This window comes from Mesorhizobium sp. M2A.F.Ca.ET.043.02.1.1, from assembly GCF_003952405.1.
Lineage (GTDB): Bacteria > Pseudomonadota > Alphaproteobacteria > Rhizobiales > Rhizobiaceae > Mesorhizobium.
The window spans coordinates 1,977,434-1,990,255 of record NZ_CP034445.1; the positions used below are offsets into that span (position 1 = coordinate 1,977,434).

General features: G+C 63.0%; 12 protein-coding genes. 4 read left to right on the forward strand and 8 right to left on the reverse strand.

Annotated features, from left to right (window positions below; translation table 11 throughout):
• Positions 1–47 precede the first annotated feature (47 nt).
• The 7 genes from EJ068_RS09395 to EJ068_RS09425 form a co-directional block, all read right to left on the reverse strand.
• A complete protein-coding gene (locus EJ068_RS09395) occupies positions 48–1,151 on the reverse strand; it encodes an ABC transporter ATP-binding protein (RefSeq protein ID WP_127252683.1) in 1,104 nt (367 codons plus the stop codon).
• Entirely contained in the window at positions 1,151–2,254 is a 1,104-nt protein-coding gene (locus EJ068_RS09400) for an ABC transporter ATP-binding protein (protein ID WP_127252684.1), read from the reverse strand. Before EJ068_RS09400 ends, EJ068_RS09395 begins: the two co-directional genes overlap by 1 nt.
• Positions 2,251–2,487 (reverse strand): hypothetical protein, encoded by a 237-nt coding sequence (locus EJ068_RS09405; protein ID WP_127252685.1) that lies wholly within the window; start codon positions 2,485–2,487, stop codon positions 2,251–2,253. The genes EJ068_RS09400 and EJ068_RS09405 overlap by 4 nt, the downstream gene beginning before the upstream one ends.
• Positions 2,484–3,443, reverse strand: coding sequence for a carbohydrate ABC transporter permease (locus tag EJ068_RS09410; protein WP_127252686.1), 960 nt, complete (start codon positions 3,441–3,443; stop codon positions 2,484–2,486). Before EJ068_RS09410 ends, EJ068_RS09405 begins: the two co-directional genes overlap by 4 nt.
• A 1-nt stretch (position 3,444) precedes the next feature.
• Positions 3,445–4,350 (reverse strand): sugar ABC transporter permease, encoded by a 906-nt coding sequence (locus EJ068_RS09415; RefSeq protein WP_127252687.1) that lies wholly within the window; start codon positions 4,348–4,350, stop codon positions 3,445–3,447.
• 69 nt (positions 4,351–4,419) lie between these two features.
• Positions 4,420–5,736, reverse strand: coding sequence for an ABC transporter substrate-binding protein (locus EJ068_RS09420; RefSeq protein WP_127252688.1), 1,317 nt, complete (start codon positions 5,734–5,736; stop codon positions 4,420–4,422).
• A 393-nt stretch (positions 5,737–6,129) separates the two neighbouring features.
• Positions 6,130–6,786, reverse strand: coding sequence for a TetR/AcrR family transcriptional regulator (locus tag EJ068_RS09425; protein ID WP_127252689.1), 657 nt, complete (start codon positions 6,784–6,786; stop codon positions 6,130–6,132).
• Positions 6,787–6,998: 212 nt separating this feature from the next.
• On the opposite strand from EJ068_RS09425, the gene EJ068_RS09430 reads away from it, so the two are divergent.
• From EJ068_RS09430 to EJ068_RS09440, 3 genes are read left to right on the forward strand one after another with little or no spacing between them, the layout of a single operon-like run.
• A complete protein-coding gene (locus tag EJ068_RS09430; RefSeq protein WP_127252690.1) occupies positions 6,999–8,195 on the forward strand; it encodes a Tm-1-like ATP-binding domain-containing protein in 1,197 nt (398 codons plus the stop codon).
• Positions 8,196–8,206: 11 nt separating this feature from the next.
• Positions 8,207–9,046: a phosphoenolpyruvate hydrolase family protein gene (locus EJ068_RS09435; protein WP_127252691.1), complete on the forward strand. Its 840-nt coding sequence runs from the start codon at positions 8,207–8,209 to the stop codon at positions 9,044–9,046.
• A gap of 4 nt (positions 9,047–9,050) precedes the next feature.
• Positions 9,051–9,467, forward strand: a complete 417-nt coding sequence (locus EJ068_RS09440; protein WP_127252692.1) for a cupin domain-containing protein — start codon at positions 9,051–9,053, stop codon at positions 9,465–9,467.
• Between the two features lie 174 nt (positions 9,468–9,641).
• Here EJ068_RS09440 and EJ068_RS09445 read toward each other — a convergent pair whose 3' ends face one another.
• Positions 9,642–10,835 carry a Xaa-Pro peptidase family protein gene (locus tag EJ068_RS09445; protein ID WP_127252693.1) on the reverse strand — a complete coding sequence of 398 codons (1,194 nt, stop codon included), beginning with the start codon at positions 10,833–10,835 and terminating at the stop codon, positions 9,642–9,644.
• Between the two features lie 334 nt (positions 10,836–11,169).
• Here EJ068_RS09445 and EJ068_RS09450 point away from each other — a divergent pair, with 334 nt between their 5' ends.
• Complete coding sequence (locus EJ068_RS09450; protein WP_127386305.1) at positions 11,170–12,780, forward strand: ABC transporter substrate-binding protein; 1,611 nt, start codon at positions 11,170–11,172, stop codon at positions 12,778–12,780.
• Positions 12,781–12,822: the final 42 nt, after the last annotated feature.

A 12,822-nucleotide genomic window follows, 5' to 3' on the forward strand; every position in this document is an offset into this window, starting at 1 on the left:
CTCTCGGCCTGGTCGGGCGCGGTGCGATAAGGCGGCAGGCGAAGCCGCTATCCCGCATGCCGCAGGCTGACGCCACTGCCCTTGTCGAACAGCACCACCTTGTCGGGGTTCCAGGCAAAGCGCACGGCCTGTTCGATCGCGATATCGGTCCTGGCCGGGACGGTGGCGCGCAGCATCGTGTCGCCGACCCTGAGCGTCAGGATCTTTTCCACGCCATGGTTCTCGACATCGTGGACGCGCGCCTCGACCGGTGCGCCGCTCTCCAGATGGACATCCTCCGGACGAATGCCGAAGACGAGCGGCCGACCGTCGGTCGCGCCGCTCGTCCTGCCCCCGCCAAAACTCTTTGCCCCAGTTGAAAGCGGCAGCTCGAAATTCACCGGCGCCATCACCGCGCGGTCGTTGACCAGCTTGCCGTCGATGAGGTTCATCGGCGGAGAGCCGACGAAGCTCGCGACATAGGTGTCGCGCGGATTGTTGTAGATCTCATGCGGCGTGCCGGCCTGGACGATGCGGCCGTGATTGAGCACGCCGACCTTGTCGCCCATCGACATGGCCTCGATCTGGTCATGCGTGACGAACAGGAACGTTGCGCCAAGCTGCATCTGCAGGTTCTTCAGCTCCGTGCGCAGCGCCTCGCGCAGCTTGGCGTCGAGCGCCGACAGCGGCTCGTCCATCAGGAACACGCGCGGCTTGCGCACGATGGCACGGCCGATCGAGACGCGCTGCATCTCGCCGCCGGAAAGCCGGTCGGTCTTGCGGTCGAGCAGATGTTCGATACGAAGCGTGCGGGCGGCGCGCGCGACGCGGTCCTTGATCTCGGCATCCGGCAGCCGGCGGATCTTCGGCTTCAGCGGGAATTCGAGGTTCTGCCGCACCGTGTAGCGCGGATAGAGCGAATATTGCTGCAGCACCAGCGCGATGTCGCGTTCGGCCGCGCCCCAGTCGGCGACGTCGACGCCGTCGATGAAGACCTGGCCCTCGGTCGGCTTTTCAAGACCGGCGACCATCCTGAGCGTCGTCGTCTTGCCAGCCCCGGTCTCGCCGAGCAGCACGAAGAATTCGCCGTCGGCGATGTCGAGATTGAGATTGGACAGCGCGGTGTGGTTGCCGAATGTCTTGGAGATGTTCTTAAGCTGGATATGGGCCATTACAGTCTCACTCCGAGCGCCTTGCCGCTCGCCGCGTCGAAGAAATGCGTCTGCGAAGGATCGATCCGCACATAGACCTTCTCGCCGGCACCGCTGACGAAACCGCTTTTGGTGCGGGCGCGCAGCATGCTGGAGCCGACCTTTAGGTCGACGATATCGAAGGAGCCGAGCGGCTCGACGATTTGCGTTTCGACCGGCAGGAAGCCCTCCGCCGCCTCGCGGCGCACCAGCACGCCTTCCGGCCGGACGCCCAAGGTGAACTGGTCGCCGGCATGGCCGTTGAGCTGGGAAAGCAGCGCGCGTGGAAACTCGAAGCCGGCCGCCGCATCTCCGACCGTGACCGACACAGCCGAGGCATTCTCGGAGACCTTTGCTTCGGCGACGTTCATCACGGGGCTGCCGACGAACTGCGCGACGAAGAGGTTGGCCGGATGCGAATAGACCTCGTCAGGTGTGCCGACCTGCTGCAGCACGCCTTCATGCATGATGACGATGCGGTCGGCGAGGCTCATCGCCTCGATCTGGTCATGCGTCACATAGATGCTGGTCGAGCCCTGCTTGATATGCAGCCGCTTGATCTCGGCGCGCATTTCCTCACGCAGCTTGGCATCGAGCGCGCCGATCGGCTCGTCCATCAGCATCGCCTTCGGGCGCCGAACCAGCGCCCGGCCGATGGCCACGCGCTGCATGTCGCCGCCCGACAGCGCCGAGGGCTTCTTGTTGATGAGATCGGTGATCTGCAGCGTCTTGGCCACCGAGCGCACCTCGGTGTCAATCTCGCTCCTGCTCTTGCGCGTCGCGCGCAGCGGGAAGGCGATGTTCTCGTAGACATTCATGTGCGGATAGAGCGAGAACGACTGGAACACCATGGCGATGTCGCGGTCGGCTGCCTTGAGGTGCTGCACCGGCTTGCCGTCGATCAATATGTCGCCCTGGTCGATGGTCTCCAGCCCGGCGATGGCGCGAAGCGTCGTCGTCTTGCCGCAGCCGGACTGCCCGAGCAGCACGATGAACTCGTTGTCGTCGATCTTGAGGTTCAGGTCCTTGATGACCTGGACGGCGCCAAAGAATTTCTGGACGCCGCGAAGCTCGATCTGGGTCAATGCTGCGCCCCCGCATTATGCGCCTGCTGGTCGGCCCCATGCCCGGTGCCGGCCTGCTCCTCGCGCGGAATCTTGGAGGTGACGTTGAAGCCGATCAGCCCGATCAGGATGATCGTCACGCCATAGGTATGAAGCGGCATGTTCCACGGCTGGCAGAGCGCGACGATGCCCAGCACCATCAGGATCTGCGAGCCCGGCTCCAGATATTTCTCGTTGATCGCGCGAAAGCTCATTTGCGGATCGCTCCGAAGGACATGCCGCGCAACAGATGGTTGCGGAGCAGGAAGGTGAAGATCGCGACCGGCAGCAGGAACAGGAACGTTCCGGCGGCAATCACGGTCCAGTCGGGCAGGCCGGCGCCGACCTGGCTCGGGATGAAGGGCGGCGCGGTCTGGGCGCGGCGGTTGGTCATGATCAGCGCGAAGGCATATTCGTTCCACGCCGTGATGAAGCAGAACACGGCCGTCGCGGCGATGCCGGTCGCGGCCTCAGGCAGAACGATCTTGAAGAAGGCTTCCATGCGCGTGTAGCCGTCGACGAGCGCCGCCTCCTCATATTCCTTCGGGATCTCGTCGATGAAGCCCTTCATCAGCCAGACCGAGAAGGACAGGTTGAAAGCGGTATAGAGGATGATCAGGCCGAGATGGGAATCGTTCAGCCCCACCGCCCGGTACATCAGGAACATGGGAATCGCGACCACCACCGGCGGCAGCATGCGCGTCGACAGGATGAAGAAGAGCAGGTCCGCCTCGCCCTTCACCCTGAAGCGCGAGAAACCGTAGGCGGTGAACGTGCCCATGCCGACGGCAAGCACGGTCGAGGTGATCGCCACGATCAGCGAATTCATGAACCGGTTCGGATAGCCCGACCACTGCACGGCGCCCTTGCCGTCGCGCACGATCTTCTCGCCGCCGTCGAAGACGACGCGTTCCCACCATGGGGCGGCCGCGTATTCTTCAGGCGTCGGCGGGCTGCGCAGCTGCGAGCGCTTGGTGAACAGCTTCACGAAGGGCGAAATCTCCGGCTGGAACACGATCGTCGGCGGGATCGTCGTGGCGAGGTTGCGCGGCTTGAAGGCCGTCGAGGCGATCCAATAGATCGGCGCCAGGAAGATGATCGTCACCACCAGCACACCAACGATGGCGATGCGGTTGAAGGCGACCTCGGAAGAAGTGCGGACGGCAGCCATCTTAGCGCTCCTTCACCTTGTTGAGATACTTGACGTAGATATTGGTGATCGCCAGCACCATGATGAGCACGATGTAGGCCATGGCGCAGGAACGCCCGGTCTGCCATTCCTGGAAGGCCATCTTGTAGAGCCTGATCGAGATCAGCTCCGCCGTCGGCTGGCTGGTCAGGATGTAGGCGAGATCAAAGGTCTTGAAGGCTTCCATGGTGCGGAAGATGACCGCGATCATCAGGATCGGCGCGACCAGCGGCAGCGTGATGCGGAAGAAGGTGTAGAAAGACCCGGCCCGGTCGATCGCGGCGGCCTCGTAAAGATGCTTCGGCACCGCCGAGAGGCCGGCAAGCGACAAGAGCATGACGAAGGGCGACCACATCCAGATGTCGGTGAGCGCGACCGCGTAGAGCGCCATCTTGGGATCGGCCAGCCACTCGAAAGTGCCGAGTCCCAGCGCATAATTGATGATACCGAAGGACGGATCGTAGAGCAGCTTCCAGAACAGGCCCACCACCGCCATGGAAAGCATCATTGGCAGAAGCAGCAGCGTCGTCAGCAGTCCCTTCATCGGTATGTCGCGGTTGAGCAGCATCGCCACGCCGAAGCCGACGAAGAGCTGTCCGGCGACCGAGATGATGACGTATTTCGCCGTGATGGCGAAGTTCGACCAGACATAGGGATCGTTGAGCAGGTCGCGGTAATTTTGCAATCCGACGAAATTAGCCGGCGCATTGGTCGAGGCCCGGAAGTCCGTGAACGAGTAGCCCAGCGAATAGATCAGCGGGAAGATGTTGAAGACGATCAGGAACAGGATCGTTGGGATGATGAATAGATTGCGGATCGAAATGTCGCTGAGGCCGCGCGCCGCGGCCCGCGAGGACCTGTCGAGCGTGGTGATCATCGTGGTCGCCAAAACCCTGCTCCGGATGCTTGAAAAACAGACGGAGGAGGCCCTTGAAGCCTCCTCCGCGAGGCATGTCGATTACTTCACGCGGCCGTATTTCTTGAAGGTCGCGTTCCAGTCGGCGGCAAGTGCGTCCAGCGTTTCCTTGGCGGTGCCCTGACCGCCGATCATGTAGGGATAGACGCGCTGGTTGAGCTGCTGCAGCAGTTCGGCATATTCCGGCACCGCCCAGAAATCCTTCACCTTGAACATGGTCTCGTAGAAGGCCTTGTTATAGGGCGTGGCGTTCTGGAATTCGGCCGACTTCAGTACCGCGGCGCTGCAGGTATAGCCGCCGAGCGCCGCCCATTTCTTCTGGGTCTCATCCTTGATGAACCACTCCAGGAACTTCATCGCCTCGTCCTGCTTCTGCGAATAGGAGACGATCGAGATGCCCTGGCCGCCAAGCGCCGCGAACTGGTCGCCATTGGGGCCTGGAGGATTGGCGAAGAACCCGGTGTTCTTGGCGTTCGGGTTCGAGGCCTCGTTGATCAGCGAGGGGAAGAAGGCGAAGTAGTTCATGCTCATCGCCGCCAGGTTCTCCGTGATCGCCTGGTTGTCCTCGACGAAGAAGGACTTGGCCCAGCCCGGAGGCGTGAACTTGTACAATTCCTTGTAGGCATCCAGTGCCGCGACCGCCTTGTCGGAGTTGACGATACCATCGACCTTGTAGGTCGTGTAGTCGCCGAGTTCGCCGCCATAGGAGAACAGCGCATTCTCGAAGCCCATCGCCATCGCGTCATAAGAATTGTCGGTGTAGATGGCGATACCGTATTTCTTCTGGTCCGGCCGGTAGAAGAATTCGGCGATGTCGCGCAGCGCCTTGAAATCCTTTGGCACGTCGAGGTCGTAGCCATACTTGGCCTTGAAGGCTTCCTTCTCCTTCGGGTCCTCGAACCAGTCCTTGCGGTAGGACCAGCCGACGGCGTCGCCCTCGAGCGGGATTGCCCAATACTTGCCGCTGTTGCCGGGATATTCGGCGTAGTACTTGACCGTCGCCGGCGCCATCACGTCGTTGAGCTTATGCTTGTTGAAGAAGTCGCTGAGGTCGACATAGTGACCGCCGGTCGAACCCGCGCCGAGCCACTGCGAGTCGCCCACCACCAGATCGTAAGCGTCGCCATGGGCGTTGAATTCGGTGAAGGCCTTGGTCTGGAAGTCGGACCACGGCGTGGTCTCGACCGTGATCTTGACGCCGGTTTCCTTCTCATACTCGTTGCCGAGTTCCTGCAGGTAGTTGGCCGGATCCCATTCCGCCCAAAAGATGGTGAGCGATTTTTCCTGCGCGTGGACAGACGTCCCGCAGGCAAGCGCCAGTCCGACACCAGCAAGCACGCTGGTCACTATCTTGCGCATAGTTTTCCTCCCTTGTGCGCATTCTACCGTGTCATACGAACCGGCAGCGAAGCCGGCTGCGGTAGTTCCTCCTGTGACGGCACCCTCGCCGGTTCCGGGCCTCCTCACCCTGCCGGAAATGGAACGCGGCCGTCACTTTTGATCCGCTTTATTTGACTATAATCTGGTATTACCAATTTCAGCTTGGCGTCAAGCGCTTTCTTGAGTGACGGAAAGCAGCCGAATGAACCGATCCTTGCGATATCTGGCTGTTTTCCCTTGTTTTTCCTACTCCTTGATATGCAAGACCCTTGTCACGAGCTGCCTACGACACTTAGCATTCACACCTGATCCTACAATCTGGTCGAACCAGATTTAGACGGCTGATGCCTTCGGCGGCGCCGACTTTACTGCTCATTTCGGCCCTGATTCCGCCATTGCCGCCCGCACCAGCGCGCCCGCCGCCCATTGCGCCACGGACATCATCTCGGCGCTGTCCAGTCCCCAGATGTCCTTCAGCACCGTGACCACTTCGACGCCGAACACCAGCGACAGCGCCTGCGCCAGGCGCCGGAACTGACGCGGCTTCAAGCGGCCTTTGAGCGGCGCGATCGCATCCTTCAGCAGGTCAACGCGATGGCCGCGCGTGAAAGCGGGCTCCGATCCGAGCGTGCCGGCCTGGCGCCGCGCCCATTGGTCGAGGGACAGCTTCAGCGCCGCCTTGAACGTCGCCTCGAAGGCTTCGATGCGCGGCATCGCGGTGGCGAACAGATCCGCCACGCGCCGTTCGGCATCATCGGAGGCCGACTTCCAGGTGAGGATCGGGCCGAGCCCTTCATCGACCACGGCCTGCACCAGCGCCGCCTGGCTCGGGAAATACCGGTAGGCGGTTGCGCGCGACACCTCCGCCGCCTCCGCGACCTCGCTGACCGAGGGTGTCATGCCGGACTGCATCAGCCGCGTCGCCGTCTCCAGCATCAGCCGCCTGGTGCGGGCGCGCGCCCCCTTCTCGACGGCAGGCGCCTGGGCGACCTCATCCTTGGCGACGGCTTGTTGACGTGAGACATCCATATCAATACGATACGCGCGTCTCAAAAATTTGCAATGGCGCAACGCCGGGCAAATGACGGAGTCCCCACCAGCGACGAGGCTTTGCCGAGGAGCTTACGGGTGGGGCAAAAAATTAGGTCCCCACCAGCGACGAGGCCTTTGCCGAGGAGCTTAAGGGTGGGGCAAGAAGGCAGGCGGCAAAGCCGACCATGCCGGACGACGGGGAAACGCGCATGAAGCGCATCTATGTGGTCGGCACCGCCGATACCAAAGGCGAGGAGCTTGCCTTCCTGGCCGATGCCGTCGCTGCTGCGGGCGGCGCCGTCGTGCGTGTCGATATCGGCACGCGGGGCGCGACCGTCCCGGTCGATATCCCGGCCAGCGAGGTCGCCGCGCATCATCCCAAGGGAGCCGGTGCGGTTCTCGGCATCGATGACCGCGGTGCCGCCGTTGCCGGCATGGGCGTCGCCTTCGCCGGTTTCATCCGCTCGCGCGACGACATCGCCGGGATGATCGGCATCGGCGGCGGCGGCGGCACCTCGATCGTCACCGCCGGCATGCGCGCGCTGCCGCTCGGCCTGCCGAAGATCATGGTCTCGACGCTGGCCTCCGGCGACACCGCGCCTTATGTCGACGTGTCCGACATCATCATGATGCCGTCGGTCACCGACATGGCGGGACTGAACAGGCTCTCCCGCGTCGTGTTGCACAATGCCGCCCAGGCGATCGCCGGCATGGCGGCAAAACCGGCGCCGATCGCGGCCGGCAAGCCGGCGCTCGGGCTCACAATGTTCGGCGTCACCACGCCTTGCGTGACGGCGATCGTCGAGCGCCTGCGCGCCGACTATGACTGCATGGTCTTCCACGCCACCGGCACCGGCGGCCGCTCGATGGAGAAGCTCGCCGACAGCGGCCTGCTGGCCGGCGTCCTCGACATCACCACGACCGAGGTCTGCGATTTGCTGTTCGGCGGCGTGCTGCCGGCGACCGAGGATCGCTTCGGCGCCATCGCCCGCACCAAACTGCCCTATGTCGGCTCGGTCGGCGCGCTCGACATGGTGAACTTCTGGGCGCCACCGACCATCCCGGACAAATATCGTGGGCGACTGTTCTACGAGCACAATCCCAATGTCACGCTGATGCGCACCACGGCCGATGAATGCCGCCGGATCGGTGAATGGATCGGCGACCGCCTCGCCCGCTGCGACGGCCCGGTCCGTTTCCTGATCCCGGAAAAGGGCGTCTCGGCGCTCGATATAGAAGGCCGCGCCTTCTTCGACGCGGAGGCCGACGCGGCGCTGTTCGATGCGATCGAGCGCACGATCGAGCCGACGAAAGACCGCACCGTCACGCGCCTGCCGCTGCACATCAACGATCCCGCCTTCGCCAAGGCTGCGGCCGAGGCGTTCCTCGACATCGCCAGGAAGTGAGACAGACAAGCATGGCCGCCATCCCGCGCAAAACAATCCTGGAGAAATTCCGCAGGATGATCGCCGACGGCGTGCCGATCGTCGGCGGTGGTGCCGGCACCGGCCTGTCGGCCAAGGCCGAGGAAGCCGGCGGCATCGACCTGATCATCATCTACAATTCTGGCCGCTATCGCATGGCCGGGCGCGGCTCGGCCGCCGGCCTGCTCGCCTATGGCAACGCCAACGAGATCGTCAAGGAGATGGCCTATGAGGTGCTGCCGGTGGTGAAGAAGACGCCGGTGCTGGCCGGCGTCAACGGCACCGATCCCTTCGTCATCATGCCGCTGCTGCTTTCCGAGCTGAAGACGATGGGCTTTTCCGGCGTGCAGAATTTTCCGACCGTCGGCCTGTTCGACGGCACCATGCGCCAGAGCTTCGAGGAGACCAGCATGGGTTTTGGTCTCGAGGTCGACATGATCGCCGAGGCGCATCAGCTCGATCTGCTCACCACGCCCTACGTCTTCAATCCCGATGAGGCGCGCGCCATGACCAGGGCCGGCGCCGACATCGTCGTCGCCCATATGGGTGTGACGACCGGCGGCTCGATCGGCGCCACCTCGGCGAAGACGCTCGACGCCTGCGTCAAGGAGATCGACGCCATCGCCGATGCCGCGCGCTCGGTGCGCGAGGATGTCATCCTGCTGTGCCACGGCGGGCCGATCTCGATGCCCGACGACGCGCGCTACATCCTCGAGCGCTGCGAGGGGCTGCACGGCTTCTATGGCGCAAGCTCGATGGAACGGCTGCCGGCCGAAGCGGCGATCGCCAGGCAGACGGCGGATTTCAAGGCGATCATGAAAAGGAAGGGATGAGGCGATGGCCGACAAAAGCAAAGTGTTCGTCTACCCGAAGGATGTCAGCGCCTTCGGCTTCGACTGGGGCAAGCTCTCGCTGACCGTCGCGCCGGAAGTGAACGGCGCCGAACGCTTTTCAGGCGGCGTCGTCGATCTGCCGTCGGGCAAAGGGCATACCCGCCACAACCACCCCGGCGCCGAGGAGATCATCTTCGTCATCTCCGGTCATGGCGAGCAGATGGTGGAGGACGCGAAGGGCAATCCGGTCGTCGCCAAGGTCGGTCCCGGCTGCACCATCTACGTGCCGGAAAGCCGCTTCCACTCGACGCTCAACACCGGCGACCAGCCGATGCAGCTGTTTGTTGTCTATTCGCCAACTGGGCCTGAGCTGGTGTTGCGGGAGCTGCCGGATTTCAAGCTGCTGCCGGCGGGCACATAATTTTCAGCGTCGCAGCCCCTCATCCGGCCGCTGCGCGGCCACCTTCTCCCCGGCGGGGAGAAGAGGTGGCGCTGGCGCCGGCAGGCTCCTCTCCCCTCGGGGAGAGGTCGGATTGCCCCGAATTGCTCTTCGCAATTCGGCTGGCAATCCGGGTGAGGGGGAGCGCCGTCGAAGCTAAGCTGCCGCCCCACCCCTATTCCATCCGCGCCCGCGGTCGCCGAACATCACATATCCGCTGTCGGTCACCGCGACCGTATCCTCCAGCTTGATGAAGCCGCGCGTCGGGTGAAGCATGGTCGTCTCGACCGACAGCACCATGTTCTTTTCCAGCGGCTTTGCCGCGTAGGTGCCCTCATAGGCGACCGGATGGTTGGTCATCAGGAACGGCGCCTCATGCGTGATCAGGCCCATGCCGTGGGCGAAGAAATCCGTATAGGCCGCAACCTTGGATGCCTTCAGCACGCCTTCCGCATGCGCGATCATGTCGCCGCCGAGCGTGCCGGCCTTGACCTTGGAAAAGGCAGCTTGCTGCACCGCTTCGACTTCGGCCAGCAGATCCTCCAACTCGGCATCCGGCTCGCCGAGCACGCCCATGCGGCAAAGGTCGCCGATATAGCCGTGATAGTTGCCGCCGGAATCGATCGACATAACCTCGCCCTTCTTCCACGCCTGACTTGAGGCAGCGCGGTTGTGGCTGGAGCCCAGCGTCAGCAGGCAATATTCGAAATGCGCGCCGCGATTGGTCTCCTCGCGCCTCAGCCGTTCGATGATATCGGTCTTGCTCGTGCCCTCGCGCGCCCAGGCGATCGTCGCCAGCATGGAATCGGTAATCAGTTCGGAAGCGATGCGCAGCTGTTCCAGCTCCGCCTCGGTCTTGGTGGCGCGCATGGTCTCGAGCATGCCGGTCGCATCGATCAGCTTGGCATCCGGCAGCGCCTTGCGGATCAGCATATAGGCGTCGGACGGCAGGAAGCCGGGCTCGATGCCGATGCGCGCCGCAGACTTCCCGATCTGGCGCAGATGCTCCACCGCCAGATTTGCGGCATCGAGCGTGCCCCAGCAGGCGGCGTGCAAGGTCGGCGTCCAGAACGGATGGTTCTGGTGTTCGCCCCCTTCCATCTTGTTGCCGATATAGGCTGCGTGTTCCGGCCCGCCCTTCTCGTAAAGCACGATCGGCAGGTAACGGCTGTGGCCGATCGCATCCATCGCCGCGAAGAAGATGAACTTGTAGCCGCCGAGCAGATATTGCGTGTTGTGCTTGGAGGTGGCGAAGAGCACGTCGATGCCGGCCTCTTCCATCAGCCGGTCCACCCGCGCCTGGTCGAAGGGAATACTGCTGACCTCGGTCTTGCCCGGAGCGATGTTCATCTGCCTCTCCCTGTTTTTCATCGGTCGCAGGAGCACCGAACGTTATGATTTATGGCTGTCGGCCAAATCTGCATCATTTTGGCCGCTCTGGTCCAGCCAGAACTGATCACTTTCGCGCCAAAGGCGGTTTATGTCCGAATCCCTATCCCGCTTCGCTATAATCTGGTCCTACCAGATAAAGGTATGAGAGCTTCTTTCGGCCGGCTGGTCCAGCGGACGGAAATTTCAAAGCCAAGCCATGCTGCGCCAAAACCGTCTCTGGCGAAACCTTTGCCAAGGCCCATAATCACGCGATTGGCGCGCCTGCCACGGTGCGAAGAGGGGAGTTTGAACGATGTCCGAATTGACGATTTCACGCCGCGGCCTGCTGGCCGGTTCGGCGCTGCTGCTGGCCTCGAACGCGCTGCCGACCATCGGCTTCGCGCAGACGCCGAAGAAGGGCGGCCGCCTCGTGCTGGCCGCCGATTCCGAACCGCGCAACCTCAACCCGGCAATCGTTGCATCGAACGGCGTCTTCTTCATTTCCAGCAAGATCGTCGAGACGCTGGCCGAAGCCTCCTTCGACGCCAAGGACGGGCTTCAACCGCGGCTCGCGCTTTCCTGGGAAGGTGCGGCCGACGGCCTGTCGGTGAGCTTCAAGCTGCGCGACGGCGTCAGATGGCATGACGGCAAGCCCTTCACTTCCGCCGACGTCGCCTTCTCGGCGCTGCAGATCTGGAAGCCGCTGCAGAATCTCGGCCGCACCGTGTTCAAGGACCTGGAGGCTGTCGACACGCCGGACGAGCTGACGGCCGTCTTCAAATTCGCCAAGCCGACGCCGTTCCAGCTCATCCGCAACGCGCTGCCGGCGCTGTCGAGCGTCGTGCCGAAGCACGTTTATGAAAACGGCAAGATCGAGGACAACCCGGCCAACAATGCGCCGGTCGGCACCGGTCCATTCAAATTCGCCGAATACAAGGCCGGCCAATATTACCGGCTGACGAGGAACGACGCCTATTGGGGCAAGGACGAGCCCTATCTCGACGAGATCGTCTACCAGGTGCTTCCCGATCGCACGTCCGCCGCCGCTGCGCTGGAAGCCGAAGAGATCCAGCTCGCCGCCTTCTCCGCCGTGCCGCTCGCCGACCTCAACCGCATCTCCAAAGTGCCGGGCCTGAAGGTCATCACCAAGGGCTATGAGGGGTTGACCTACCAGCTCGTCGTCGAGATCAACCACCGCCGCAAGGAGCTGGCCGACCTCAAGGCGCGGCAGGCGATCGCCCATGCAATCGACAAGGATTTCGTCGTCAAGACGATCTTCCTCGGCTACGCCGCGACCGCCACTGGCCCTGTGCCGAAGAACGATCCGCAATTCTACACCGCCGACGTGCCGACCTATCCTTTCGACGTCGCCAAGGCCAACGCTCTGCTGGACGAAGCCGGCTACAAGCGCGCCGACGACGGCAAGCGCTTTGCGTTGAAGCTTTTGCCGGCACCCTATTTCAACGAGACGAAGCAGTTCGGCGATTATTTGCGCCAGGCGCTGGCGGCGATCGGCATCGACGCCCAGATCGTCAACAACGACTCGGCAGCCCACATCAAAGCCGTCTACACCGACCATGCCTTCGACCTCGCCGTCGGCCCGCCCGTGTTCCGCGGCGACCCGGCGATCTCGACCACCATCCTGGTGCAGAGCGGCATTCCCGACGGCGTGCCCTTCTCCAACCAGGGCGGCTATAAGAACGCCGAGCTCGATGCGCTCATCGTCAAGGCGTCCGAGACGCTCGACACCTCGGCTCGCACCGAGCTCTACAAGGAGTTCCAGAAGAAGGTCGCTGCCGATCTGCCGCTGATCAACGTTGCGGAGTGGAGTTTCATTAGCGTGGCTCGCGATACGGTGGGCAACATCGCCAACAACCCGCGCTGGGCTGTGTCGAACTGGGCGGACACTTATTTGGAATCGTGACACATTCGCGCGGATGAAAATTCGCGAACAAATCGGAATTTG

Excerpts from the sequence above, each read along its gene's own strand:
- EJ068_RS09395 (WP_127252683.1), bottom strand. The coding sequence starts at position 1,151 with ATGGCCCATATCCAGCTTAAGAACATCTCCAAGACATTCGGCAACCAC.
- EJ068_RS09405 (WP_127252685.1), bottom strand. The coding sequence starts at position 2,487 with ATGAGCTTTCGCGCGATCAACGAGAAATATCTGGAGCCGGGCTCGCAG.
- EJ068_RS09410 (WP_127252686.1), bottom strand. The coding sequence starts at position 3,443 with ATGGCTGCCGTCCGCACTTCTTCCGAGGTCGCCTTCAACCGCATCGCC.
- EJ068_RS09420 (WP_127252688.1), bottom strand. The coding sequence starts at position 5,736 with ATGCGCAAGATAGTGACCAGCGTGCTTGCTGGTGTCGGACTGGCGCTT.
- EJ068_RS09425 (WP_127252689.1), bottom strand. The coding sequence starts at position 6,786 with ATGGATGTCTCACGTCAACAAGCCGTCGCCAAGGATGAGGTCGCCCAG.
- EJ068_RS09430 (WP_127252690.1), top strand. The coding sequence starts at position 6,999 with ATGAAGCGCATCTATGTGGTCGGCACCGCCGATACCAAAGGCGAGGAG.
- EJ068_RS09435 (WP_127252691.1), top strand. The coding sequence starts at position 8,207 with ATGGCCGCCATCCCGCGCAAAACAATCCTGGAGAAATTCCGCAGGATG.
- EJ068_RS09440 (WP_127252692.1), top strand. The coding sequence starts at position 9,051 with ATGGCCGACAAAAGCAAAGTGTTCGTCTACCCGAAGGATGTCAGCGCC.
- EJ068_RS09445 (WP_127252693.1), bottom strand. The coding sequence starts at position 10,835 with ATGAACATCGCTCCGGGCAAGACCGAGGTCAGCAGTATTCCCTTCGAC.
- EJ068_RS09450 (WP_127386305.1), top strand. The coding sequence starts at position 11,170 with ATGTCCGAATTGACGATTTCACGCCGCGGCCTGCTGGCCGGTTCGGCG.